This is a genomic window from Candidatus Cloacimonadota bacterium (genome assembly GCA_012516855.1).
Taxonomy (GTDB): domain Bacteria; phylum Cloacimonadota; class Cloacimonadia; order Cloacimonadales; family Cloacimonadaceae; genus Syntrophosphaera.
On record JAAYWB010000025.1, the window covers coordinates 1 to 25,351 of the forward strand.

Genomic DNA, 25,351 nt, shown 5'->3' on the forward strand with positions numbered 1-25,351 from the left:
AAGGTGATGGTCTCTTTTTCCATGTTTGGCTCCTGTGTTATATGGAAACCAAAATGAATTGCATAGTTATTTTGTCAAGAAGTTATTACGCCTACTTTATGTCCACTTTTGCGTGCAACGGTCTTGAGTATTATACGGGAGGCGTGGGAGAAGGATTTACGATACCGCTCAGGGCGTGGCTGACGGGACATGACGGTAAGTTAGGAATTATTAACCTTTTTCAAACAAGGTGGTTTCAAGCCTTTTTTGGGAAAAGCTAACTTCTTGCAGCACATAATTCAACCATAGTTGCAATATCTCCCCAATAACTATGTGGCCCGGGAGATTGTGTAAAAAAATCAACAACTACGCTAATTTCACACCTCGGCTCCATTAAAAAGACTTGCCAATAAACGGCACATCCGTAAAATGTCCAAAAGAAGAATCAGGGGTAGGAGATTATATGCTTTACTCGCTTCCGGATGGCCGTTGTTTCGAACTGGAGCAAGTAAGCAGAGTGTCCAGAATCCGTGACGAGGGTATGGGCTTTGGTCCCGTGGATTACAGCAAGTTGACGTTTCGCATCAGTTTAAGGGTCAATGAGGTGGTCGAAGTTACCCTGCTTTATCTCTACTCGGACTGGGTGGAACAGAAAAAGAAACTGGCCTCCATCCGCGCTGATCTGCTCAAAAAACTTCGGGACAATGGCATAAACGTTGATGATTCCTAAGGGTCTGCCTTCAGCATGAAACTGAGGAGCAGACCGAACTTGGCTTGGATCTCTATATTAAATAACTAAATGCCAGTCAACAAGATAACAGGCACAGTTGTCCACTAATGCCGGCATCCCGGGTTCGCCGTTATAAAATTCTATGGCTTATTGAACCAGCAGCTTGATGATTTCGTCTGCGATGCTTATAGTGATCAGGTCCTTATAGGAATAGGACTGTTTCATTTCAGCCCCGTAGGCGTTGATTTTCACTTCTCCGTCAACCCGGTAGCTCACTTCGCCGTTGATAGCGCCCTTGGCGATGTTGTAGATGGCCTTCAGGTTGTTAACCTTGAAAATCATGGTGCCTTCGCGGGAATAGACCTTTTCATCGAAGTTAAGGGCTTTGTCAAGGTTGCCGGAGCCGGACTCCGCATTGCCGATGGTGATGGTGGCGGGGAAATCTGCCAGGGTGAATTTGAGGCCGTAGGGATTCATCACGATGAAATCCACCAGGATCTGGGTTTCGGTGATTCCAACTTTGCCCAGGTAGCTGCGTTTGATCTTGAAAATGTCGTCGCCATTGGCTTTGAAGGTGCCCAGCACCTTTTGCAGTTGGCCCCGGATGTCTATTTCGTAGGGTTCCTCAAAAACCAGGCTCTGCCTGGTTCCCAGCACTTTTCCAGATCCTCTTCCCGCGATGTAAACAAAGACCGTTTGGTCGGAGTAATTAACCAGTTTCACCGTGGGCCGGGTGTCCAGCGTGATGTCAAAACCGAGGGCGTTGGCTTTGCGGCCGGGGATTTCCACCGCGCGGTTGAGGGAAGCTGTGCCGATCTGTTCCCGGTTTTTGTTCAGCAAAATCAGGTCCATGTCGTTCAGTTTGAGTTTGTAGCGGTTGGGGTTGAGCACGCTGAGCGATATCTCCAGCCTGATCTTGTCCGGATCAATGGAGACGACTTTGATATCATGGATTTGTTCAACTTTGGGGCTCTTGAAGAACCATTTGCATGACCCGAGGCCAAGCATGGCCAGGCAGGTCAGCATACAATATAATGCTTTGCGCATAATTACCTCATGTGTTTGTTTTATGTTTGTTGGTCATAATCAATCCAAGGACCGAATTCACGGAACCAATTCTCCAGCGCGAAGATGTTGAAGATCATCTCCGCCTGGGAATTGTCGCCCTTTTTATACTTCTGCCAGTTAGCCCAGATCCGGGGCAGGTCCCAGATTCCCCTGCAGCGGAATTCCGTGGAGCTGAAAAGCTCTTCCACGGCCGATTTCATTCCTCCGCGCATCCACAAAGCGTGAAAGGGGGAGCCGAACACCGCTTTGTCACGGCGTTCCGCGATTGCTTTGGGCACGATGGAACGCATGGCTTGGCGGTGTATGCGTTTTCCGGTGGCTTGGTGGACCTTGTGGGACGAGGGCAGGGAAAAGGCGAATTCCACCAGTTCGTGATCCAGAAAGGGAACCCTGCTCTCGACCGAGGCGGCCATGGACATACGGTCTGCCCAGTGCAGCAGGGTGGGCAGGGAAGTGAAATAGATTTCGTTATAAAGGAAATTGGCCAGCTTTGTGCCCTCGATGTCTTCGAGGCGCGCCAAAATTCCGCTTTCCAAAGATTTCCTTGCCTGGCTGGTAAACTCCCGGTTGAAGGGTTCAAAGCGCAGGTGCCGGAATTCCAAAGCGTAAAGACGGGATTCCGGTAAAGCCTTCGCGAGGAGGGTTTTGGCTATCCCGGACAGCCCTTTGGGAATGGGATTGGAGGCCAAATAAGCCTTCAATTCCGGCCAGAACCTGCCTTGCCGCCGGTCGAGCAGCAAATCTGCCAGCCAACGGTATTGCGCGTGTTTGTAGCCGGCGGTGAGTTCGTCGCTGCCCTGGCCGTCCAGCAGCACTTTCACGCCGTATTCATGCGCCAGTCGCATAACGGAGTATTGCGCGGCAAATCCAGATCCCAGCGGCAGATCGTTGAACCAGGTGGCTTCAGCGAACCAGCGAAGAGCGTCATCAACCTCAGGTGAGCAAAGATGTGACACACAGCCGCAAGCCGAGGCCACTTCAGCTATCCAGCGCCGTTCGTCGAGCTGGGGCAGTTCAGCGAAATATGAGGAAAAAGTTTGCAAAGTGGTCTCGCTGAGCTGTGTGGCGCTGCACACGATCGCCGAGGAATCAAGGCCTCCGCTTAAACAGGCCCCCACTTCCACATCGGAGCGCATTTGCCAGCCAACCGCGCGCTGGAACAGTTTGCGGTACTGGTCCGTGGCGTCGTTCAAGGACAAAGTGCTGGTGCCAAAGATGGAGGGATCCAGGTGATGATAGGTTCGCGCCGAGATCTGTCCGTCCTGAACGGACAAGGTGGTGCCGGGCTCAAGGGCGTGGATGTTGTTCCAAAAGGTCTCAGCACCATACACCTGTAGCGAATTTATCTTCATCGCCCGCCAAAGCATCGGCCTGTTCAGGCTTTTGTTCACGGGAGTAAACAGCAGTTGCTTTATCTCTGAGCCGAAATAGAGCACTTGGTCATGGATGCAGTAGTAGAAGGGTTTTACTCCGAAGCGGTCCCTCGCGCAGAATAGCCGGCGTTGTTTTTCGTCCCAGATGGCCAGCGCCCAGATGCCGTTGAAATGTCTAAGGCAGTCATCGCCCCAGGCGTGGTAGGCTTTGAGGATCACCTCGGTGTCGGAACGGCTGCGGAATGAGTATCCAGCCTGCTTCAGCTCTTCCCGCAGCTCCACGTGGTTGTAGATATTGCCGTTGAAAACGATGTGCAGGCCTAACTCCGGATCGCTCATAGGCTGGTGACCGCTGGCCTCCAGATCTAAGGTGGCAAGGCGCCGGAAACCAAGTCCCAGACGGGCTTTTGCCGTAATATCGAGCCGGGGGAGTACAGCCTTCACATCCGCTGTGGATTCTTCTCCGCTGTATAAAGCCTTGAAACCGTTTTCGGGGCAGCAGAGAAAATATCCCTCGTCATCAGGCCCGCGGTGCCTGATTGTGGAGGTCATTTCCTTAAGCAGCCGGAGGTCGGCTTTACTTTCCGGATTGAGACAATAGATTCCGCTAATTCCACTCATGATGATGAAGCAGATATCTGAACCTCAGAATATGGTCAAGCTAATTTTAGCAGATCTCTATGATAGGGGGATAAATCTATTGACAGGAACCAGATGTCCATTCAAGCAGGTTTGAATGGCTTCCGGCAAGGCTTTGCAGGAAGTTGACGACTCTCAAACCAAGAAAAGTGAGGCTGAACATGAAACACAAGTTTGTGATGCCATTGCTGGTGTTGCTGCTGGCGGGAAACCTCAGCGCTTTGCATTTTGCCCGCTGGAGCACTTCCATGGGCTCTTTTACTGCCGAAATCTATGACCAGTGGGTGCCCATCACCGCCAACAACTTCATTTCTCTGGCCAACAGCGGCTTTTACAACAATCTGATCTTCCACCGGGTGGTGGCGGGTTTCGTGATCCAGGACGGCTGTCCCCTGGGCACCGGCTATGGCGGGCCTGGCTACACCATTCCCGACGAGTTCCATCCCAATCTGCATCACGACCAAGCAGGGATTTTGGCCATGGCACGTACCAGCGCTCCGAACTCAGCAGGATCCCAGTATTACATCACATTGGCCCCAACCCCGCATCTGGACGGCAACTGCGCCATTTTTGGCAAGGTTATTTCAGGCTTGGACACAGTTCTGTCGATCGGTCAGGTTCCAGTTGGAGCCAATGATAGACCACTAACGCCTGTAACGATCGATACTTTGAGGATACTGGATTTGGCCATCATGAACGTGACGCCATCGGATTCCACCACGGTTACGGTCAATGTTAACGAACTGCAGACGTTTGTAGTGGAATCGATTAGCAGCCTTCCGACCCAGTTTGACTGGTATGTGGACGGAGAGCCGGTCGTGGGTATGGATTTCATATTGGAAGCCGCTTTTTCCACACCAGGGTCCCATACAGTGGTTTGCGAGGTAAGCAATTCAGACTGGGCCCACACCATCACGTGGGATATCCTAGCGGAGGGGTCAGCCGTTGAAGAGGACATCCCGCCAGTGATCCAGGGGATCGAGATATCGCCCCATCCCTTGCGAGAGGGCGCCACGCTGAAGCTTTCTTCCGGCAGTGGCGAACCTTTTCAGGTCAGCGTTTACGACCTCCGGGGACGCCTTTTGTTCGAAGTGCCGGAACTCCTGAAAAAAGGTTCCGAGTGGTTTTGGGATGGCCGTGACGCCCAAGGGAATCGTTTTCCAGCCGGCACTTACGTGATCAAGGCCAGTTCGGCGTCAAGGACGTTTTCCCGGCGCTGCTTGATTTTCTGAAGCTGAGGGTAAAGCCCGTCTGATCTGACAAGGCTAACCGAGCATTATTCCAGGCTGGTGTTAGATTTGTTCGCCACCAGTTGCAGCAACCTGCCTTCCCCGGCGGGCAACAAGATATGGGCTACGTTGTCGATGATGGGGTGGAACATCCTGTCATAGGGGTCCCAGAGCCCGGGATGAGGGCCGTAGGCGTCCAGTTTTTTCTTGTCGAAGGTAAAGGTGATGATCTGAGCTTCAGCTTCCGGAAAGTACTCCGCGAATTCCTGATTTGGAACATAAAGCGGAGCCGTGATGGCGCCGGGACGGAAGAAATTTCCGCGTCGATTCACCAGCATGAACCAGGGTTTGCCATTTTTATCCTGGTAAAACCCGCATTCCACATAGCCTTCGTAATCTCCGTTGCCTTGTTTGAGCACCTGCAGCCTTTTGATCAGGTTTTTCTTTTGCCATCTGCTGTTGCGGGCTTTTTTGGTGCCGATGGTTTCTGATTCCAGCCAGTTGAGGCCGCGGATGATCTTTCCATATTCCAAGACCCGGAAATTGCTGGAAGCCACAGCGGGCCAGGTGATTGGGTCCGGTACCGGATCGGGATAGTTTTTTGCCACCACTTGGGAAAAGACCACCGCCCGGTTTCCGTATCCCAAGGCATCATGAAAAACCCTCAGGCGGTAGTGGATAATGCCGTCCGGTTTGTAGCAGAGCGGAAGATAGAGCAACGCTTTTTGGGTCGCGGTGGGGGGCTGGATCCAGTTTTGCCATCTGTCGCCATCGCTTTTGTTCACCCAGTTGCCCAAAACCTGCACGATGGGGTAGAAAGAGCGGTCTCTATTTTCATCACGGTAGAGCATGCTGCCCCGGTAAACCCTCAACAGCTTTTGGTCCAGCACATCCTGGATGAACAGGCCCGCGTTCTTGTCTTTCGGTCCCCATTTCAGGTCGGGTGTGAGGGGGTAGATGTCCGGCGCGATGATTTGAGGCTGGGCGAGTTTGCGGAAAGCGTCAACATGATCGTAGAATATCTGGTTAGATTTGTCCAGCACAAAGTTTTTTCCCTGGTAATCGTAAATGGCCGTTGTTACCCTGGTCCCGACTTCGTGGGCAGCGTCCTCAAGTAGTTTAAAGCCTTCGAACTGCCCCAAATAAGGTTCGTCAAAAGTGTAAAAACCACCCAGGTTACCGGCTCCTGACGCGATTATGTTCTGCATGCGTTCCTGGATTCCCTTGCGCATCATGGCGTTATCCGTCACCAAGTCATGATGTAACTGGTCCTCGATCTCCACATAATCCAGCTGCACGTCGCAATTGCCATACCACCAGACGCGGGGGTTGAGGTTCACCAAACGCATCAGTTCCTGGGAATCGGGTGTGGCTGGATCGCCGTCGTGGTCCAGGCTCATCAGGTTTGCAGCCAGCAGTTCTGAATATGGTATCTGTAAAGTGACTTCGATGAAATCTCCTCCGGCTGAGAGCAGGTGGTCATTGAGACGGAAAACCGTTTCGTTGAGTTCCCGGCCCTGGCTGAGATGGCGCAGCACCCTGACATGGGAGGAAAATCCAGCGCCCTGGAGTTCGTAACCGCTAACATCGAAGCGCAACAATGGCTCGTCGATGCGCAGGCCTTTCTTCACCGCGCTGATCCGGAAGCGGTATTTCACCCAGATGCTGCTGTTTTCATGTCGAGGCGGGTCAAGCTGGCGCAGCACGAATTCCTTGCCAAAGCGAACGTAAGCCCCGAATTTATTTGGCCAGCGGTATCTGAGATCGGTGAACAGCCAGCCCGGCCTGTCTTTGCCCATGCTTGCCTGCCAGGCCCAGCCGTAAGACGCTCCGGCTATGTCAATGGGTTTTCCCACCCGCGGCATCTGCTTGTCGCTACGGGCGGCGTACCAAAACTGGTTGTCCATGCTGTCGCCGTACTTGACTTCTTTTTCGCTGACGAACTCGGCTTCAAAGCGGAGCAGGTTGTTCGTTGACAGGTGGTAGCTGGAAAAGTTTTTCGGGCTGCCCGGCTCGCTGTGCCAGGTTTTATCCGATATCCAGACATCGAGGCCATAGCTGTCAAGTTCCTTCAGCATAGTAGCCAGATCAGCGTTGTCCTCGAAAGTTTCCACGAGGTTGGAATTGTATCCCAGTTCTTTCATCTGCCGATAGAGCACAACTCTTTGGGCGGAGTTTCTGCTGTTGCGCAGATAGGAATAGGTACCCAAGAGAAATTTGTCTGAATGCTTGGCTGCCGCGGGCACACAGCAAACGCAGGCCAGCAGGCAGGCCAGCAGGATCGAGGTTGTTTCCGATCTGGTCATCGTCGGTCTCCTTGTTTTGGTTCTATCATCAGCCCGAAGGGCAACACTGTTTTTTCGGCTTATGTTCATATAGAATGGGTGTAACTGCCGTCATCCCAGCGAAAGAATAGCGAAGCAACACCATCTGGCCGTTAAGGCCCTGTTCCGGGTTCCCGAGGTGCCTCCCGCATGATACCCGCATTTGATGCGAGGATAATTCGAGGGGTGTGCGGGAGGGACAAATACGAGCGCTAAGGGTTTGGCTGGCAGGAGATAGCAGGGTTAGAATCTATGACGCTCTTTCAAATCAGGTGGCTGCGGTCGCTCAACCGGAAAGCAGACCGGCGGGCTGTATCCATCCTAATTAAACATAAACCTTTATTAGTTTATCCCAGCTTTCAGTCAAGTGATTTTTAATACTTAAGGCCGGGTGGCTTGATTCACTCGCTGAGGTTGATCTTGCGCGAACGGAAACCATAGCCCAGCACGTCATAAACGTCGGTAACGATCATGAACGCGTCGGGGTCGATGTCCTTCACGATATCCGTGAGCAGGGGCACCTGGCGGCGGTTGATAACGCAGAAAAGAACCTCGGTCTCTTTTTTCTTGTAACCGCCCAAGGCTTTGAAAAAGGTGACGCCGCGGTCAAGTTCGGAGTAAATGTCCTCTTTGATCTCATCGACCTTCGGCGAAATCACGTACACGCCTTTGATGTAGGGAAGTCCTTCTGAGGCGAGGTCGGTGATTTTGGAGGTTATGAACAGGTTGATATTGCCCCAGATGAGGATCTTGGGATCTTTGAGCAGGATTGCCACCAGCAGGATGATCCCGCTTTCCACGATGTAGTAGCCCGTGCCGATGGATAATCCCGCCTTCTGTTTGATGAGGGCGACGGGGATGTCAGTTCCGCCGGTGGAGCCACGGGATTTGAAGATGATTCCAAGCCCAAGGCCCAGCACCACGGAACCCGCGATGGCTGAAAGGAGTATGTCCTCTGGGCCGAGGTAGGCATATATGACCCTGCCATTGAAATTGAAAGTATGTTCTGCAATGTTAAGGATGCCTAAACTGGCGATGTTTTTGATGTTCACCAAATCGGTGAAAATGGAGGAAAGCAGCATCCCGATCACTGACTTGGCACCGAAGGACTTACCAATAAAGATGAAACTGATGATGAACAGGGGGATATTTAGCATGATCATGGACACGCCGACGGGGATGCGAAAATAGTAGTTTATCACCTGCGCGAGACCGCCTACGCCGCCAGGGGCCATATTGTAGGGCATCAGAAACCAGGAGTAGCCGATGGCCAGCAGTAAAGCCCCAATCGCGATCCCGACTATGTGTTTGGCTTCCCGGAAGAAGAGCTGTTTACCACTTAATTTCTTCATTTTTCATTTCTCCTAATAGCTTGACGGATTGGCGCGCTTCAGAATGATGGCATTTTCGTGCGGGGTTTGTTTCGGGTATGAGTTTAAGCCCCCGCTGGCACTAATATGACAAGGAATTCAGATGATCATAGACTTGAGATTTGATGGCAATAGACACAGCCATATCGAGCTTGACGCGGCAATACCGATTCGCGAGATCCTGAAAGGCACGGACATCCCTGCCGAGAGGATCCTGTCCTATAAAATTGACCACGCCCATTATGTCAATGACGAATATGTTCCCACCCAGAATACAATGGTAGACTGCATCTCTTACAACCACAACGAAGGCAGCCGCATCTACCAGGATTCGGTAATCTTTATCCTGGCCAAGGCAATGAACGCGATTTTGGGAGCCGGGCACAACCTGGTGATCGAACATTCCATAGGAGACGGCGTTTTTTGTGAAGTTTTCGGCACTCAGAGCTGGACCCCGGACGACTGTCAGCGAGTGAAAGAGGAAATGCTACGGATCGTGGACAGCGACCTGCCGATAGACAAGATCCGGGTGAAAACCAGTGAGGCGCTGGATATATTCAACACCATGGGCAGAAAGGACGTGATCAAGAACCTGAGCTACCGCTACAGCGACGAGGTTTTCGTTTACCGCTGCGGCAAGTATTATGACCGCTTTCTGCGGCCTTTGGCAGACCGGACCGGCAGGGTGAGGGAATTCGATGTGGTGTACAAGGAAACCGGATTCGTGCTGCGTTTCCCCACCGGCAGGGAATGCCGCCTAGCCCATCCTTTCGTGCTGCCGGAAAAGCTGTTCCAACTCCACCAGGAACACGATAAATGGCTGGATATCCTGCGCGTACACAACATCATAGACATCAACAAACTAACCGACAACTACGAAATCTCGGAATTCATACTGGTGGAGGAAGCCCTGCACGAAAAGAAAATCGCCGAAATCGCCGCGGATATCGTTAAACGCCAGGAAGTGAAGCTGATCCTGATCGCCGGTCCTTCCTCCTCCGGCAAGACCACCTTTGCCAAACGCCTTTCAGTCCAGCAGCAAGCCTCCAAAGCCAAACCCATCGTGATCGGCCTTGATGACTATTTCATCGACCGGGACAAAACAGTGCGCAAACGCAATGGCGAAATTGACTTTGAATCCCTTCACGCCCTGGACCTTGAGTATCTGAACAAGCAGCTAAGCCAGTTGCTCAACGGTGAGGAGGTGGAATTGCCGCATTTTGATTTCGCCCGCGGGAAACGTCGCCGTAGCAACAGATTCATCAAGCTGCACGAGGAAGACGTGATCGTGATGGAAGGCATCCACGGCCTAAACGATGAACTCACAGCCGCGATTCCGGCCAACCGCAAAGCAAAGATCTACGTGAGCGCCTTAAACCAGCTCAACATTGACAACCACAACCGCGTTGCCACCACCGACTGCCGTCTGCTGCGACGGATGATCCGGGACCACCAGTATCGTGGCTACACAGCCACGGAGACTATGCTGCGCTGGCCCAGCGTTCGCGAAGGTGAAGAAAAGAACATCTTTCCCTTTCAGGAAAACGCGGATTACATGTTCAACAGCAGCCTCACCTACGAGCTTGGTGTGCTGCGTAAACACGCCTGGAAACTGCTTCTTTCGGTTCCCAAAAGCTCCTCGGCTTACACCGAGGCCCAGCGCCTTCTGGCCCTGCTTTCCAACGTCAATGACATCCCGGATGCCCTGGTACCGTACAATTCTATCATCCGGGAATTCACCAACGGCTCTATATTCAGGTATTGAAAGTGAAAAGAATCCATATTCTGGCTGATGACGTGCGCAACAAGATCGCCGCGGGCGAAGTTATCGAACGGCCAGCCTCGGTGGTGAAAGAACTGGTGGAAAACGCCATTGATGCCGGAGCCACACAAATCACGGTGGCTGTTGAGAACGGCGGCAAGGACCTGACCCAGGTCAGCGACAATGGCAGTGGCATGAGTCCCGACGACGCCCTGCTGGCCTTTGAAAGACATGCCACCAGCAAGATCAGGACCGTGGGAGACATCATCAGCATCAGCACCCTGGGCTTCCGCGGCGAAGCACTGCCCAGCATCGCCAGCGTTAGCAACCTGACTCTGATCACCCGCGATGCATCCAGCGAAGTTGCCACCCAGGTTGATTTCGATTTCGGACGTCTGCGCAATGTGGGACAAACCTCCTCCAACCTCGGCACCAACATCACAGTGCGTGGCCTTTTCAAAGCTTTGCCCGCCCGGCGAAAGTTTCTCCGCAGCGCCACTACCGAACTGCGCCACATTCTCAAATACATCCACTACCAGGCCGTGCTGCATCCCGGCATTGGCTTCAAACTGTTTGTGGACGACAATCAGAAGCTTTCCTTCGTGATAGCGGCAAACCGGGAACAGAGGATGGGGGAGATGTTCGGCTCTGGATTCTTCAATGAAGACATCATCCCCATAAAAGCCGAGAATGAAGGCTACCGCCTGGAAGGATACATCTTTGGGCTCGAAGACCGCAGCGACAAACTTGTGGACATACAATACTGCTTCATCAACGGGCGCTTTATCAATGACAAGACGGTAAAACACGCCATCAAGGCTGCCTACGAGCCCTTCATCCTCAAAACCCGCGTCTGGCAAAAAGGAACCACACCGCCCTACGTGCTGTTTCTGGACATCCCGGTGGAGCAGATCGATGTGAACGTGCATCCCGCCAAGCTGGAAGTGCGGTTCCGGGAACAGCAGAAGGTGCATTCCCTGGTCTTTCTTACCCTCACTGAGGCTTTGAATGATTATGAACACGCGAAGTTTGCCTCCGCCAGGGTGAAATTCGACCGTGCCCAGCAGGTGAACGAAGCCACCTTTGTTGAACGCACCGTTTACAAAAACAAGGTGGAAGTTCCCCGCTTTTCCGAGTATAAGAAAGAATTTGGCAACCTCTATCAGGATGAGCTGTTTCCCGCTACCCCGGGAGAACCTGTCCCTCCCGGCAAGATCCAGGTTCCGCTGGTGGACATGGACAAGAAGGACGGCGAGGAACAGCTTGAGATAGCCGACGACCTGCCCAACGAGTCTTTTCAATACAAGTTGCTGTTGCGCAATGAGGAAGATTATATCAACCCCTGGCAGCTGCACAACACCTATATATTTATCCAGGTGGAGGACGGCCTGGTGATAATCGACCAGCACGCCGCCCACGAACGCATCATCTATGAAAAGCTGCTGCAGCGTACCCAGGGAGCGCCTCCAGTGCGCCAGAAGCTCATAATACCGTTGGTGATCGACATTCCGCCGATCATCGCCAGCGAAATACGCGACCTGGTTGAGCAGAATCTCGAACTCTTGGCAAAGACGGGTTTCGTGCTGAAGAAATTCAGTGGCGACTCGCTGGTTATAGAGGAAATTCCGGCTGAACTGGACGACTGGCAGGGCGGCAAGATCTTCATCGAAATCCTCAAACAGCTGGAGGAAGAGATGGAACTGAACTCTGATTTCCGCGATTCCCTGGCCAAATCGATCGCTTGCAAGGCTTCCATCAAGGCTGGGAAGAAGCTTACCAGAAAGGAAATGCTGAACCTGATCAATCAGCTTTTCGCCTGCCAGATGCCCTATTTCTGTCCTCACGGCCGGCCTTTGATCTTAAAAATGACCCTTACGGAGTTCGAAAAGAAATTCAAACGCCAGCTATGATCCCCCTGATCACGATCGAGGGGCCCACGGCCTCGGGAAAATCTGATCTGGCCCTGAAGCTGGCCCGGGAACTGGAAACAGAGATCATTTCGGCGGATTCGCGCCAGGTTTACCGGTATCTGGATATCTGCACCGCCAAGCCCTCCACTGCTGAGATGAAAGCCGTAAGGCACCATCTAATCAGCATCATCGAACCTTCGGAGAGCTACAGTGCAGGGAGGTTTAAATCTGATGCTTCGGAGGTGATACGCGACCTTCACCGGCAGGGAAAGGTCCCGCTGGTCTGCGGCGGCACCGGACTCTATGTAGAAGCATTGCTGCAAGGCCTCTTTCCCCAGATCGACATTGATCCAGAGATTCGGAAAAGGCTGCGGGAGCGGCTGAAAAAAGAGGGTTTGGATATTCTTTACGCGGAACTGGCTGAGCGAGACCCCGCCTTTGCAGAAAAGGTAAGCAGCAACGACAGGCAACGCATTCTTCGGGGCCTGGAGGTTTTTGCCGCGACAGGGCTTCCCATCAGCGAACACTGGCGCCGGCAGCAGGCCGAACGAGAATTCACGGCTTTCCGTATACTGATCAATCCGCCGCGTGAACAGCTTTACGCGAGAATCAACGCCAGAACAGAACGGATGCTGGAAGCCGGTCTGCTTAGTGAAATAACCAGCGTTCTGAAAATGGGCTTTGACGCTTCTTCGCCCGGTCTGAACAGCGTTGGCTGCAAAGAGTACCTGCCTCACTTGCTCGATTCCGTTTCCCTGCAAGACTGCTCCGTTTTAGCAGCCCAGCATACCCGAAATTACGCCAAGCGCCAGTGCACTTGGTACCGCAAGCGCAAGTTTGATTTGACATTGGGTGCCGACCCGTGTAATATATTAAAGACCGTCACGCTCATCAGGGCTTGGCAGAAATCTTTGCACTGAGGAACTAATGCATCTGGTTGCTAAGGTCTTTGACCTGATCATAACCGAGGACGATGTCCTGAAGGAGAGCAAAAAGCTGATCGGGCAGGATAGTCCGTTGGCGCTGGCTCAGGCCCTTAATCGGGTCATTGACCGTTGCCTGTTGCTGCATGAGGCCAGAGAGGCCGGCATCCGGGTAACTGAAGATGAATTCGACAGTGCCTTGCTGGAAGTTTTGGAGGAAATCGAAGAAGCGCCTCAGAACGAAGCTCAGACCCTGGACATGGAAGAACGCATCCGCCAGAGGATCGTGATCCGCAAATACGTTAAGCAGATCATCTGTCAAAACCATCCCATAGCTGACGAGCAACTGCTGGCTTTCTATGAGGACCAGCCGGATGTATTTCTCGCGCCGGAGGCTGTGAGGGCCTCCCACATTCTCTTCCGCCATGATGAACCGGAAGCTTTAAGCAAAGCCAGGGTGTTACGAAGCCGAATCCACAACCAGACCGATTTCATCAAAGCCTGCCCGAAAAACTCGCAATGCCCCTCCGGAGCCCGTTGCGGCGATCTGGGCTGGTTTCCCCGCGGCCGCATGATCAAGGAGATAGAGGACGCGGCTTTCGCTCTTGAACCCGGCCAGATCAGCGATGTGTTCAAAACCCGCCATGGCTACCACATCCTGCTTGTGACGGAGCGCAAACGCCGTCACCAGATTCCCTTTGAAGAGATCAAAGACAGCCTCAAAACGAGATTAATCCAGTTGGAAAGGGAATATTTCTTCATCCGCCACATGAATGATCTGCGCCGCAATCACAACGACCAGATCAAGATTCTCGACCCCCGCTTCAGCTGCTGACGCTGTTATCCGTTTTTTCCACCCAGGCCAGGATTTCCCGCTGGAGATCCATTTTTTCCATGTCCGACTTGTTCTTATCCCTGTCCAACTCAAAAGTGGCCACGAACTGCCCCGGTTGATGCTTCATCACCCTGACCTCATCCCCCAGCTTAATGGCTTCATTTATATCGTGGGTCACAAGGATGATGCTTAACTTTAACTCTCTTGATATAACACCAAGCCAATTTTGCAGTTGCAAACGCGTTATAGCATCGAGGCTGGCAAAAGGCTCATCGAGAAGCAGTAGTTCGGTCTCCATCATGCAGGTTCGCAAAAAAGCAGCTCTTTGGCGCAATCCGCCACTGAGCTGATAGGGCAGATGCTCCGCGTGTTCCTCCAGGCCAAAGACCGGCAGCAGTCGTTTCGCCCTCGCCTGGGCGGTTTTTATGTCACCACCCTTGATCCGCACCGGGATTAGGGCGTTATCCACAACGTTCAGCCATGGAAAGAGGAGATCATCCTGGGGCATGTAGCCCAGGAAGCCGCTTTTCCCTGTAATATCTTCACCTCGGAAATTAATCTCTCCAGAATCGGGACGGGTGATTCCTGCCAGTAGCTCCAGAAATGTGCTTTTTCCGCAGCCGCTGCTTCCCACCACGCACACGAAACTCTGTTCCCGCATCTCGAAATCCACATTCCGCAGGATCAGTTGCGGCTGTCCTTGCAGCAGGAAGGATTTGGTGAGCTTATTGGCCCTGAGGATCGGCTGCATCTGGCAGAAACTCGTTTGTGAAGGCTGCCAGGGCTTCCACGCTGGTGGTGATGATCCCCTTTCGCAGCATCCAGTCGGCAAAGTTTTTCCAAACCACGGGATTCTGCTGTCCCCAGCGGGGAGCGTCGGCCTGGAATTCACCGCTGAGATGATCCAGGCTTGCTTTCACCAGTTCGCGGTCCAGTTCGGGAACCGCCTTGGAAAAAACCTCGGCTCCTCTGGCTGGGTCCTTGATGCATAGTTCATAGCCACTGGAGGTCGCTGCCAGGAACTTTTTCATAAGTTCAGGCTCAGAATTGACCATCAGGTCGCTGGCGATAAGCACCGGAGTGTAGAAATCGAAGATGGGGTCGATATCCCGGACGGGGATGAAGTTTATATCAATGCCTTTCAGCCGGGCTTGAACGCCGTCCCAGCCGTAATAGATCCATTCGAAATCGGCGTTTTTGCCGATGGTGGTGAAGAAATCGGCAATTCCGTGAACCACTTCCACGTTGTCGAAATCCGCTTTGCTGCTCTCCATCACTTGTTTCAATATTCCCAGTTCGGAAGGCCAGCCGGAGCTGCCATACCTTTTTCCGCTGAAATCCTTGGGGGAAGTGATGTCGGCTTCTTTGAGCGAAGCGAAGCCGGAGCTGTTGTGCTGGATCACCGCGGCCAGCGATTTCACGTGCACACCCCGGGAGCGGGCGATGGTGACGCTCTCCTGATAGCTGAAGCCAAACTCCGCCTGTCCCAGTGCCACTATCTTCTCCGCCGTGTTCTCTCCCGGCTGGATGATTTCCACATCCAGGCCCTGCTCTTTGTAAAATCCCAGGTCGCGTGCTACGTAAACACCGGCGTGGTTGGTGTTGGGAGTCCAATCCAGAACCACGCGAACTTTGCGCAGGTCCGCCTTTTCCTGTTTCTGACCGCATCCGGCAAAGACGAGCAGCAAGGCGACGACGATTGTGACAGCTATAATATAGTTTTTCATTTTATTGCTCCCTTTGGTATGATCTGATTGTTAAGCTCTGGGGTGATACACTCTATGCGTTTCAACCAAATAGCGCGTATCCACGTGAGTATAGATCTGGGTGGTGTTCAGGCTGGCATGGCCTAACAAAACCTGCACGATGCGCAGATTCACGCCCCCTTCCAGTAGATGCGTGGCAAAGGAATGACGGAAGGTGTGAGGCGTTATTTCCTGTTTAAGGCCGGCTTCCAGAGCGGCCTGGCGCAGGATTTTCCAGAATCCCATGCGGGAAAGCTTGCCCCCGCGGTTGTTAAGGAACATGATGTCGATGTTGGCCAGCTTCAGCAGGGCGGGGCGGGTTTGGTCAACATAGTCCCTGATGATATCAGAAACGCTTTCCACAAAAGGAACAAAGCGCTGTTTGGACCCCTTGCCGCGCACCAGGATTACGTTTTCGGTAAAATTGAAGTCGTGGGTGGTGAGCCCCAGCAGTTCCGAGACGCGCAATCCCGTGCAGTAAAGGAGTTCAAGCATTGCCCGGTTGCGTCTCTGCAGCACGGTTGTGTTGGGCAGTCCATCCAGAAATCTCAGCATGGTCTCCACATCCAGGAAATCCGGCAGATGCTTGCTCAGCTTTATCTTGGGCACTTGGTCAAAATCCACGTTCACGTCTTTGCCGCTATCGGCCAGGAACCCAAAAAACTGATTCAGGGCGATCCTTTTGCGGGCGATGGAAGTATTTACCAAACCCGCTTCCATAAGCTCCACAAGGTATTTGCTCACTTGCTCCGCCTGATGCTCTTCGATCGGCCGCCCGTTCCAGCCCAGATAGTCAAAGATATCTCTCCGATAGCTTTCTACGCTGTTTTCCGCCATGCCTTTTTCCACCCGGTTGTAGTAAACGAAAGCGTTCAGCAGGCTGGTCAGGCTGGGCCCGAGATCAATCTCTGGCCTGGTAGTTGGGCGATTCCTTGGTGATGTTGACATCGTGGGGATGCGATTCTTTGAGCCCAGCGCTACTGATTTCGATGAACTCTGCTTTTTCGCGCAGAGCTGCAATGTTTTCCGCGCCGCAGTAGCCCATGCCGGAGCGCAAGCCTCCCGTGAGTTGGAACAAAAAGTCTTTCAGTGGCCCTTTGTAGGGCACCATGCCCTCGATGCCTTCGGCGACCAACTTGTTTGCCTCGGTGCCTTCCTGGAAATAGCGGTCGCTGCTGCCTTTGCGCATCGCGCCGATGGAGCCCATGCCCCGGTAGCTTTTGAAGCGGCGGCCGTTGTAAATGATATATTCGCCGGGGCTTTCGTCGGTTCCTGCCAGCAGCGAGCCGATCATTACGGCATCCGCGCCTCCGGCAATGGCCTTCACGATGTCGCCGGAGTATTTGATACCGCCGTCGGCAATAAGCGGAATTCCCGCTTTGGCGGCAGCCTCGGAGCAGCCCATGATGGCCGAAAGCTGCGGAACGCCTATTCCGGCGATAACCCTGGTGGTGCAGATGGAGCCGGGCCCGATGCCCACCTTGATGGCGTCGGCGCCGTTGTCGATGAGAAATTGGGCGGCTTTGGCGGTCGCTATGTTGCCGGCCAGGATTTCCACGCCACAGGCGGCCTTAACCTTATTGATCGCGCTGCGGATATTTGTATGGTGGCCGTGGGCGGTGTCGATCACCAGCAGATTCACACCCTGTTTCGCAAGTTCCTTTGCCCTTTCCAGATAATCGCCGGTGACTCCGATCGCGGCTCCGACCAGCAGGCGGTTCTTATCGTCCTGTACGGCGTTTGGGTAGCTTATCCGCTTCAGGATGTCCCTCACTGTGAGCATGCCGGCCAGGCCAAAATCGGGGGTCACGATCAGGAGTTTTTCGATCCGGTGTTTTTGCAGGAGGGCCACGCAATCCTCGTTGGAAGTGCCTTCCGGAGCGGTGATCAGCCTTTCACGCGGCGTCATCAGGTCTTTCACAAGCCGTTTGCCGTTGGTCTCAAAACGAATGTCCCGGCTGGTCAGGATGCCCACCAGCTTTCCCTTTTCCATCACCGGAAATCCGCCGACCCTGTGTTCTTCACGGATCTGGTGCACTCTCTCCAGGGTGTCGTTCGGAGCAAGGGTGTAGGGGCGGGTGATGAGTCCGCTTTCAGCGCGCTTCACCCGTCGCACTTCATCCGCCTGCTTTTCAATGCTGAGGTTTTTATGGATGATTCCTAAGCCACCTTCCCGCGCCATCGCGATCGCCATTCCGGCTTCTGTAACCGTATCCATGGCCGCGCTCAGAACCGGGATTTTCAGGCTTAGTTTGGCGCTGATCCTGGTCTGGATGCAAACCGAGGCCGGCAGCACTTTGGATTGCTGCGGCACCAGCAGAACGTCGTCGAAAGTGTAAGTCTTGCGGATCGTTTTCTTCATCATGAACTCCCTTGAATATCCATAAAATGAACTTCGCCCCGGCTGTCAAGCACTTTACCGGGAGCAGTCCGGCCGTATGTCCGAAAGCAAGGTTGGACGGATATAGAGTATCAAGTGAAATTGCAAATAGTATCACTTTCGTTGCAAATCGCTGTTTTTGGTGAGACCCCAGTATCACCCTTTTTGCAAATCGGTTTCAACCTTTTTGCAAATCTGGTATCACGGTTTTTGCAAATCCAGTTTCAACCTTTTTGCAAATTCAATAGTCTGTGGATTGAAAAACAACGAAAAAAACATGGGAATCACCGGGCGGTGTTCCCGCGTATCGGAGGGCATTCTATGTAGGGTCTGTAGGCTGCCTGCAGTGTCTTCTTATGCCCCATTTCTGTCAATCAAAGAATCTTGGTGTTTCCTATCATATTGAGCGGAAAGGACTTGACTGCCTTTGCGAAGGGTGTTTGGTAGCACTCATACAGCAACAGCCGGGTAACCGGGAAGGAGAACAAGATGACCAAGCAAAACAAGAACCGCAAGGAGAAGGCAACATCGGAGGAAATGGTTCAATCAGGCAGTCAGATCATTCTGGGGCATGAGGATGGAACAGAGCAGCCAATTGAAGAGATTATCGAAGCCAATCAAGCATCCCAGGATGATCCATACGATAACGAGTTCCACTACAAGAGCTGGTGGAACCAGTTTAGAGGCCCCTGGCTGCAGTCGGAGAAGATGAGCGAGGATGAGATCAGAACCAAGGCGGACGATGCCTGGGAATGCGGAGACTACAAGGAGATGATCAATCTGATGGCAGAACTGATCTGTCGGCTCGAAAATAAGAGATAGTCAGTAGCTTGCTACTCATTAACCCGGTTCTGCCGGGTTTCTCTCTTGGGCATCATTTGGAGATGGCGATCAGGGTATAGGCAGGCTCGGAGGCGGTATAGACCTGGCTGATCCCAAGGGTAACGGTTACCATGTTTCCTTCAAGCACAGCATCGATTATATAGAGGAAGGCATCGCACTGGTTACTCAGGATGATATGCGGAAGCTCCTGATACTCCTTTTCCAGGACATGAATGACCGTCTTGTCATCGAACAGGTTGGCGGGGCTGCCCTGGCTGTTATCCCCCACTCCCTTGTTCTGATCCTGTATTTCGTGCTCAAGTTTTGACAGCGTGAGTATATCCGGGGCGAAGTGAGTCTTGGAGAGTGATCCGTTGGCGATTTTGGAGCTTGTAACAGAGCCATCGGTGATGTGACTGGCATTGACGGAGTTGTTCTGCAGTCCTCGGGTGTCGAGCCTGCCGATGATACAGGTCTTGCCGCTGAACTGGCCAAAGGGACTGCCCAGGTCATCCCAGAGCTCATAGTAGCCGCAGCCGGCCTCAGATTCAATGCTGATCTCGTAGTACCCGGAACCCCCGGTGACCTCGATCAGTTTGATCCCCTCAGCCCAGGATTGTCCCGGTCTGAGCAAGCGGACATCCACGCCTGACCTGGGCTTGCGGATGCTGCCATCCATATAGTAGTAGCTGATGCCGTATTTATACATGTGATCTCCTTCTGATCTCCTCCCCTAACATAGCGGGGTGACTGTCTCGTCAAAGTCGGTGATGATAATGCCACCGAAGTCGATATAGCCGGGTGAGCCGATGTATCTCGATTCCAGGCTAAACTTGACCTTCGTGGGATACTCATGCAGATCATCCGGACACTTGGGCAGTTGAGAGATGGTGACCGGGAACTGGCTGTTGATATTGTTGTAGGCGGTGTATTCCAGATAGAGCCTGCCCGGGCCGAGGAGGAAGCTCATCAGGTTGTAGTATTCGGCTGGCTCAAGTACCGCCTCCAGATCGAAGGAGTCCTCCCGGTAGGCTTCCCTTCTATGTGTGATGGTGGGATCATAAGCGTTCTTCTTCTCGATGCGGTACTTCTGATTGGGCGCGTACTCGATTTGCCCGTTGGGACAGAAGAAGTAATAGATGCCGTCGTTAGCCCAGCGGATAAGCTTGAATCCCTTTATAACAACCATGCTTTCACCCTGTATTCATCTTCAATATAGTTCCGTTCCAGTTCGGTTATGGCATAGATCTGATTCTGGATGCGTATCCTGGACTGGAGGGTGAGGTTGTATTTGGAGAGACTATCGATGGTAGCCTCGCAGCTCCACTTGGAGTCGTGGAAGTCGATCAGATAGTCTTTGATCAGGTTCTGGAGTTGAGAGGTATCCCCAGTCAGGATATCCAGTGAGCTTATCTGGGGCTTCTCCGGATTGCCCCGCTTGGTTACGAAGTCGACCACATCGTCAGCATCGATGTCTATCACTGTACTACTGTAGGCATCCTTGTTTTTGAACACGATCTGCCCTTGGGGATTGCTGAAGGTGGTGGCATTGTAAAGCATGAGCATGGCCTGCAACACCTTGATGTTATCGGTCTGCTCATCAGTGTAGTTGACGTAAGCCTTGCCGGGATGCAGCTTGGCCGGGAAGAGGTTGCCATGAAAGTGGGCTTCGATCCAGTGGTTGACGTACTGGCTGCTGCCATAGCTGCGGCCATCGATAGATCCCACAGAGACCAGTCCATTGTAGAGGGTGGACTCGGAGATGCCGTTCCCGGTAAAGAAGCCGATGAACTCATTGGTGGCGTTTTCGAGGAAGGCCAGGTTTTCCACCCAGTCGGTCTTTTCGTCATACTCGACCACTACCGGGCAGATGTTGTTGAAGAACTTGTAGACCCGGCCCCGGTAGCGGCCCTGATACCTGGTGGTGGCGGGACTGGGATAGGTGGCCTTGATCACCTTCATGTAGGCAAAGACGAAGCTCATGCGGTTGGCTATGGTATCGATCAGATATCCCCACTGAGGACCCGGCCAGCCGGAGCCGTCATAGCTGTAAGTCCAGCCATGGGTGGGATTGGGAAAGGCAAGCAGATCATCGAAGCCGATATGGGCGATGGTCAGGGCGTTGCCGCTGCCGATGTTCAGGGTAGGCAAGCTGAACTGGCTGGAGTAAGGGATGTTGACGGGTATCTTCTGCCCGATGTCCTGCATGAAGTAGGCCAGTATCCATTGCGGAAGGTAACCCGCGGAAAGGGAATAGTAGTGGGTGAGATCGGAGAACAGGGAAAGCAGCTTGATCTTGTCGTAACAACTGATTTTGAGGATACCGGAGGCTACATCGAATGATAGCTGAGAGGTATCTATGATGCCCGTAAAGAATAGGGCCTCATCCCGGTAGACCTTAACTTCAAAGTGCGAGATATAACGCTCATGTTCATTTTCCCCACTCAGGATGTTCTCCTGTATCCAGACAGTGGGAAAGCACTCAAACACGAGCCGCTTGGGTTCACGGCTGTAGTTGGAAACCGACTGCAGCTTATCGGCTGAGACAGATAGGCTGATGATGGCTCTGTTGCTGGAGCTATCCTCCAGGCTATGCTTGACCTGGTTGTAGTCGGGAGCATCGGTCTTGCCCATTACGAAGTCGATTTTGAATAGGTTAGGCATCAGATCTCACTCCTGATTATCTTGCCGGTTTCGGCTATTTCAGAGACCTTGACCGGATCATTGGATAGCGGATCTACGTTTACTTCGATGATGGGCTTGGAGTCCATCACCGTTTGCCTGAGTGAGACGATCTCGTCTTTCAGGGCGGCAATCAGATCGATCAGGGTATTCATGCTGCCACTCTTAGAGATCGCCCCACCAGCGGCATAAGATTCGCCCAGGTTATTAGGAATAGGCACTGAGGGAACAGGCATGGACGCAAAGGCAAGCTTGACCTGATCCAGGGGTGCGAAGTTGAGGAAGTCGAACAGGTTCCTGCCCAGGGCCTTGACCCGGTCCTTGGCGGTGATGTATTCCTCACCCTCAGCCTCGATCAGGATGCCGCCTTGAGCATGGGAAGGTCCGTTCAGTAGGCCGCCAGTGGCTTTCTTTTCAAACTTGGTGGAACTGATCTTGGCGATATTGGCTATCCCGGCTGTCATCGCAGCCGCTGCGGCAGCAACCGCCAGTCCGGGTCCAACTACGGGAATGCCCACCATAGACTTATAAGCACCGATAGCGGCTGAGAAGGTATCCACGTAGCCCTGAGCTATCGCCGAGGCTTTCCAGAGCTTGAAGCCACGCTCGGTATCCTTGTCCTGAGCGGAGGCAATATCACCGAAGATCTTGGAGATGCCGCTGGCTGCCTGAAGCTGGTAATTGGTTCTGAGGGTGGCAAGAGTCTCCTGCTTCTGCCGCTCGATCTCCACTTCAGTCAGTCCGGCTTCCAGGAGCTTGGCTTTCATCTTCTCATAGTACTTATCCACCTCTAAAAGCTGTTTGCCGTAACTGTCACCGACGTTGTCCAGGTCACGGGAATGGAACTCGTCCCGGATATCCTGCAGTTCCTGCAGCTTGGCCTGTTCCTCATCCTGACGTTCCTGGAGCAGCTTGGCATGCCGGGTATCGGCCCCGGCTATCTGAGCCTGGATAAGCTGCTGTTCTTTCTCCGGAAGGTTCTGCTGAGCCCAGGCATAATACTCTTCCATGCTGACCTTCAAAGCATCATAGGAGGAAACACCCAGGCTTTCCAGGTTGGAGAAGTAGTCGATTTCAGCCTTGTATCTGGCTTGGACAGCATCCTTCTCTTTGGTGATAAGTTCATTATCCTGCTGAGTCTTCCATGCATCCAGATTCTCGATGGCTTGACGTTCGGCATCACTGCCATCCTGAGTAAACTCCCTAATCAAAGCCAGCCTTCTTTGATACTCGGCCTCTATTCTATCAGTCTCAGTCTGGCGCAGCCGGGCAAGCTCTTCCATCAAACGCAGAGCTTCCCTGCGTCTGCTTTCCGCTTCCGAAGCTGCGGGACTGGGTACCGGAGCGGGAGTACTGCCACCACCTCCACCGCTTCCCTGATCGAAGGTGAAATCAGACACTTCCAACACCGCCTTGCGGTAGGCGTCACCCAAAGCCTGCAGATCGTATTTAGCGGCCTGTAGCTTGCCAGATAGTGCCCCAAACGTGTTGACCGTCCTCTCTAACTTGAGCCACTCACCATCGTTGCCGAAGTAGGAGGCAGGGTTGAAGCCCATAGCGTTGCGGTCACTGGTCAGGAACTCCCAGTCCACCGAAGCCTTCAACTGGTTCATCCTGTTCCTGGCGGTTTCGTATTCAGCCCGCTTGTTATCCAATTCGATCTGCAGCTCGGCTACCCTCCGGACCTGGGCGTTGTACTTCTCGCCGTAGATCTCGGCCACCTTCTTCTGCATCAGCGCTTCGGAGGCAGCCCGCAGGGCAGTGGCCAGGTTATTGTAGGCGGCTGTCTCTAAGTTGATGTTGCCCAGATATTCCGAGTAGTTGTCATTCAGGGACTTGATGACGTTCTTCAGCTCCCGCTTGTCAGCGACGGTAAGAGAGGAAGCGGAACGCAGTTCCAGTAACCTGGTAGCCAACAGGCTGAACTTCTCAGCCTCCACCGACACCTGACGTTCAGCATCCTTGATCTCATCCTTCATGCTCCTTTGAGCAGTGCTAACCTCATCAGTTTTCATGGATGCCGCTGCCAGACCAAAGCCCAAGGCAGATAAAGCTCCCACCACTATGCCGATGATCCCCGCTACCGGGTTCATGGCTACCTGCAGGGCATGATAGGCTGCAGTCAGAGCGGTAATCGCAGTGGTAACGGTACCGATAATGGGGATGGCGATCACGATCCCGGTCACGAAGCCTTTCATCACAGGAGACAGGCTGTCATAGGCATCCATGAGCAAGCGAAGTCCCCGCAGGAGAGGATTGATCAGAGTGGTGAGCATATCGCCCACCGTTTCCTGGATATCTCCCCAGGCATTGGCATTCTGCAGGCGGAGGTCAGCCAGGGCTTCGGCTGTGCCGCCATAGTCCTCACCTAACTTCTCGACCAGATAGGAGACCCCCTCAGTCTTGAGCCGGGTATCGTCCAACACAATCCCATAGCGGCCCAACATAGCGGTATGCCCGTTCAGTGCCCGACCCATGAGGTCAAAGGCGGACTCCACGCTCATCCCGGTGGCTTTGTTGGCTTCCGTGAAGTCCAACAGTAAGGGCACCAACTGCTGAATCTCGTCCTTGTTGAGTTTGAAGGTCTGGGACAGCTTGGACATCAGAGACAGGAGCTGATCGTCCTCGAAGTTGGTCACTTGCTGCATCGAGGAAGCGAAGTTGCCCATCTCTTCCGCAGCTTCGCCGAAGGCTACTGCAGCCAGAGTCATGGCCTGTCTTTGACCCAGTGAAGCATCTAACAGACCGTTCATAGACCTGGCCAGACCGCCCACCACCTGCAGGACTCCATCCACTGCGATCTTCACGTCACGAATTGTTGCCAGAGCCTGTTCCGCGGTTATTTTAACTGTAGCAGGTTTCTCCACCACAGACTGGGCGGACTCCGCCTCCTGCTTGACTTCGGCAAGCTTTTGGCTGGCGTCTGTAGTGGTTAAGATGAGTCTAAAGGTTAGGTCGGGCATAAGGTGTGAAAATAAACATTGACAATCTTCTAATTTTGCTGTAGAAATGAGGTAACAAATTGGGAAAGGAGACTAACATGTCCTGGAAAGAGATGATCCCTGGTTGTTTTGGTAAGCGTGATTTGGTGTACGCGAATAGCTCTTTTGATAAAAAAAGGGCTATTGAAATGGTGGCAGCAGCTAACAAAGAGAATGTGACAAAGACTGAGTTTATCACATCTATGAGAGATTACATGCTCAAGAGGGGAACGGAACTCGGCATTAATAATCTGTCCGATCATATTGAAAAACAAATGAAGTATATTTTGAGGAGGAATTTCGTTAAAGGCACCTCCAAAATATTAGATCGGGAATAGTGCAACAAATCAATAATTCCTAATTAGTAGCTCAATCTCCGTCTGGAAAGCCCCAGATACTGAGTACTGCGTCTCGACTTCATCAATGATGCAGCCATCGTACAACTGCTTGATGTAAGGATCGTTATTGTAGGATAGCAGGAACTTGCCCTTGATCTGCTTCAGAGCTTCTACCAGCTCTTCATGCTGGTTGAAAGCGTTCGCGTCCTCACGTTCGTAGATGTGCTCCTTGGTATAGTAGGGAGGGTCCAGATAGAAGAA

21 protein-coding genes are annotated in these 25,351 nt (G+C 52.8%); 8 read left to right on the top strand and 13 right to left on the bottom strand.

Annotated elements, in window-relative coordinates; translation table 11 throughout:
- Positions 1-442: 442 nt before the first annotated feature.
- On the top strand, positions 443-709 hold the full coding sequence (locus GX466_02255; GenBank protein ID NLH93031.1) for a hypothetical protein: 267 nt from the start codon (positions 443-445) through the stop codon (positions 707-709).
- A 147-nt stretch (positions 710-856) separates the two neighbouring features.
- Here the strand turns inward: GX466_02255 and GX466_02260 are convergent, their stop codons facing one another.
- Positions 857-1,756 (bottom strand): hypothetical protein, encoded by a 900-nt coding sequence (locus tag GX466_02260; GenBank protein NLH93032.1) that lies wholly within the window; start codon positions 1,754-1,756, stop codon positions 857-859.
- Between the two features lie 20 nt (positions 1,757-1,776).
- Complete coding sequence (asnB, locus tag GX466_02265) at positions 1,777-3,771, bottom strand: asparagine synthase (glutamine-hydrolyzing) (protein NLH93033.1); 1,995 nt, start codon at positions 3,769-3,771, stop codon at positions 1,777-1,779.
- Between the two features lie 179 nt (positions 3,772-3,950).
- On the opposite strand from asnB, the gene GX466_02270 reads away from it, so the two are divergent.
- The gene (locus GX466_02270) at positions 3,951-5,021 is read left to right on the top strand and encodes a hypothetical protein (GenBank protein ID NLH93034.1); all 1,071 of its coding nucleotides are present in this window, start codon (positions 3,951-3,953) and stop codon (positions 5,019-5,021) included.
- Positions 5,022-5,065: 44 nt separating this feature from the next.
- Here GX466_02270 and GX466_02275 read toward each other — a convergent pair whose 3' ends face one another.
- Positions 5,066-7,324, bottom strand: coding sequence for a hypothetical protein (locus GX466_02275; GenBank protein ID NLH93035.1), 2,259 nt, complete (start codon positions 7,322-7,324; stop codon positions 5,066-5,068).
- Between the two features lie 419 nt (positions 7,325-7,743).
- A complete protein-coding gene (locus GX466_02280; protein ID NLH93036.1) occupies positions 7,744-8,694 on the bottom strand; it encodes a YitT family protein in 951 nt (316 codons plus the stop codon).
- Positions 8,695-8,815: 121 nt separating this feature from the next.
- Here GX466_02280 and GX466_02285 point away from each other — a divergent pair, with 121 nt between their 5' ends.
- The 4 genes from GX466_02285 to GX466_02300 are packed head-to-tail and all read left to right on the top strand — an operon-like array spanning position 8,816 to position 14,142.
- Complete coding sequence (locus tag GX466_02285; GenBank protein ID NLH93037.1) at positions 8,816-10,477, top strand: nucleoside kinase; 1,662 nt, start codon at positions 8,816-8,818, stop codon at positions 10,475-10,477.
- A 2-nt stretch (positions 10,478-10,479) separates the two neighbouring features.
- Positions 10,480-12,384: a DNA mismatch repair endonuclease MutL gene (gene mutL, locus GX466_02290; GenBank protein ID NLH93038.1), complete on the top strand. Its 1,905-nt coding sequence runs from the start codon at positions 10,480-10,482 to the stop codon at positions 12,382-12,384.
- Positions 12,381-13,304, top strand: a complete 924-nt coding sequence (gene miaA, locus GX466_02295; protein ID NLH93039.1) for a tRNA (adenosine(37)-N6)-dimethylallyltransferase MiaA — start codon at positions 12,381-12,383, stop codon at positions 13,302-13,304. Before mutL ends, miaA begins: the two co-directional genes overlap by 4 nt.
- Positions 13,305-13,311: 7 nt before the next feature.
- Entirely contained in the window at positions 13,312-14,142 is an 831-nt protein-coding gene (locus GX466_02300; protein NLH93040.1) for a parvulin peptidyl-prolyl isomerase, read from the top strand.
- Here GX466_02300 and GX466_02305 read toward each other — a convergent pair.
- The 4 genes from GX466_02305 to guaB are packed head-to-tail and all read right to left on the bottom strand — an operon-like array spanning position 14,132 to position 18,252.
- The gene (locus GX466_02305) at positions 14,132-14,893 is read right to left on the bottom strand and encodes an ATP-binding cassette domain-containing protein (protein ID NLH93041.1); all 762 of its coding nucleotides are present in this window, start codon (positions 14,891-14,893) and stop codon (positions 14,132-14,134) included. The two genes, GX466_02300 and GX466_02305, sit on opposite strands and share 11 nt — an antisense overlap.
- A complete protein-coding gene (locus GX466_02310) occupies positions 14,868-15,869 on the bottom strand; it encodes an ABC transporter substrate-binding protein (protein ID NLH93042.1) in 1,002 nt (333 codons plus the stop codon). Before GX466_02310 ends, GX466_02305 begins: the two co-directional genes overlap by 26 nt.
- Positions 15,870-15,899: 30 nt before the next feature.
- Entirely contained in the window at positions 15,900-16,835 is a 936-nt protein-coding gene (locus GX466_02315; GenBank protein NLH93043.1) for a tyrosine recombinase, read from the bottom strand.
- Complete coding sequence (guaB, locus tag GX466_02320) at positions 16,789-18,252, bottom strand: IMP dehydrogenase (protein NLH93044.1); 1,464 nt, start codon at positions 18,250-18,252, stop codon at positions 16,789-16,791. The genes GX466_02315 and guaB overlap by 47 nt, the downstream gene beginning before the upstream one ends.
- Before the next feature lie 504 nt (positions 18,253-18,756).
- Between guaB and GX466_02325 the strand changes: the two genes are divergently transcribed.
- On the top strand, positions 18,757-19,089 hold the full coding sequence (locus GX466_02325; GenBank protein ID NLH93045.1) for a hypothetical protein: 333 nt from the start codon (positions 18,757-18,759) through the stop codon (positions 19,087-19,089).
- Between the two features lie 52 nt (positions 19,090-19,141).
- On the opposite strand, the gene GX466_02330 is transcribed toward GX466_02325, so the two are convergent.
- Genes GX466_02330 through GX466_02345 form a run of 4 tightly spaced genes read right to left on the bottom strand, consistent with a single transcriptional unit; the run spans position 19,142 to position 23,054 of the window.
- Positions 19,142-19,798 (bottom strand): hypothetical protein, encoded by a 657-nt coding sequence (locus GX466_02330; GenBank protein ID NLH93046.1) that lies wholly within the window; start codon positions 19,796-19,798, stop codon positions 19,142-19,144.
- A 24-nt stretch (positions 19,799-19,822) separates the two neighbouring features.
- Entirely contained in the window at positions 19,823-20,278 is a 456-nt protein-coding gene (locus GX466_02335; GenBank protein ID NLH93047.1) for a hypothetical protein, read from the bottom strand.
- Complete coding sequence (locus GX466_02340) at positions 20,266-21,753, bottom strand: hypothetical protein (protein ID NLH93048.1); 1,488 nt, start codon at positions 21,751-21,753, stop codon at positions 20,266-20,268. The genes GX466_02335 and GX466_02340 overlap by 13 nt, the downstream gene beginning before the upstream one ends.
- Positions 21,753-23,054 carry a hypothetical protein gene (locus tag GX466_02345; GenBank protein NLH93049.1) on the bottom strand — a complete coding sequence of 434 codons (1,302 nt, stop codon included), beginning with the start codon at positions 23,052-23,054 and terminating at the stop codon, positions 21,753-21,755. Before GX466_02345 ends, GX466_02340 begins: the two co-directional genes overlap by 1 nt.
- Before the next feature lie 1,757 nt (positions 23,055-24,811).
- Here GX466_02345 and GX466_02350 point away from each other — a divergent pair.
- Positions 24,812-25,090, top strand: a complete 279-nt coding sequence (locus GX466_02350) for a hypothetical protein (GenBank protein NLH93050.1) — start codon at positions 24,812-24,814, stop codon at positions 25,088-25,090.
- A gap of 9 nt (positions 25,091-25,099) precedes the next feature.
- Here GX466_02350 and GX466_02355 read toward each other — a convergent pair.
- The coding region (locus GX466_02355) for a DNA adenine methylase (GenBank protein ID NLH93051.1) at positions 25,100-25,351 on the bottom strand (252 nt) is incomplete at its 5' end.

Coding starts and splice junctions, on each gene's coding strand:
- GX466_02255 (NLH93031.1), top strand. CDS start 443: ATGCTTTACTCGCTTCCGGATGGCCGTTGTTTCGAACTGGAGCAAGTA.
- GX466_02260 (NLH93032.1), bottom strand. CDS start 1,756: ATGCGCAAAGCATTATATTGTATGCTGACCTGCCTGGCCATGCTTGGC.
- asnB (NLH93033.1), bottom strand. CDS start 3,771: ATGAGTGGAATTAGCGGAATCTATTGTCTCAATCCGGAAAGTAAAGCC.
- GX466_02270 (NLH93034.1), top strand. CDS start 3,951: ATGAAACACAAGTTTGTGATGCCATTGCTGGTGTTGCTGCTGGCGGGA.
- GX466_02275 (NLH93035.1), bottom strand. CDS start 7,324: ATGACCAGATCGGAAACAACCTCGATCCTGCTGGCCTGCCTGCTGGCC.
- GX466_02280 (NLH93036.1), bottom strand. CDS start 8,694: ATGAAGAAATTAAGTGGTAAACAGCTCTTCTTCCGGGAAGCCAAACAC.
- GX466_02285 (NLH93037.1), top strand. CDS start 8,816: ATGATCATAGACTTGAGATTTGATGGCAATAGACACAGCCATATCGAG.
- miaA (NLH93039.1), top strand. CDS start 12,381: ATGATCCCCCTGATCACGATCGAGGGGCCCACGGCCTCGGGAAAATCT.
- GX466_02300 (NLH93040.1), top strand. CDS start 13,312: ATGCATCTGGTTGCTAAGGTCTTTGACCTGATCATAACCGAGGACGAT.
- GX466_02305 (NLH93041.1), bottom strand. CDS start 14,893: ATGCAGCCGATCCTCAGGGCCAATAAGCTCACCAAATCCTTCCTGCTG.
- GX466_02310 (NLH93042.1), bottom strand. CDS start 15,869: ATGAAAAACTATATTATAGCTGTCACAATCGTCGTCGCCTTGCTGCTC.
- GX466_02315 (NLH93043.1), bottom strand. CDS start 16,835: ATGTCAACATCACCAAGGAATCGCCCAACTACCAGGCCAGAGATTGAT.
- guaB (NLH93044.1), bottom strand. CDS start 18,252: ATGATGAAGAAAACGATCCGCAAGACTTACACTTTCGACGACGTTCTG.
- GX466_02325 (NLH93045.1), top strand. CDS start 18,757: ATGACCAAGCAAAACAAGAACCGCAAGGAGAAGGCAACATCGGAGGAA.
- GX466_02330 (NLH93046.1), bottom strand. CDS start 19,798: ATGTATAAATACGGCATCAGCTACTACTATATGGATGGCAGCATCCGC.
- GX466_02335 (NLH93047.1), bottom strand. CDS start 20,278: ATGGTTGTTATAAAGGGATTCAAGCTTATCCGCTGGGCTAACGACGGC.
- GX466_02340 (NLH93048.1), bottom strand. CDS start 21,753: ATGCCTAACCTATTCAAAATCGACTTCGTAATGGGCAAGACCGATGCT.
- GX466_02345 (NLH93049.1), bottom strand. CDS start 23,054: ATGGAAGAGCTTGCCCGGCTGCGCCAGACTGAGACTGATAGAATAGAG.
- GX466_02350 (NLH93050.1), top strand. CDS start 24,812: ATGTCCTGGAAAGAGATGATCCCTGGTTGTTTTGGTAAGCGTGATTTG.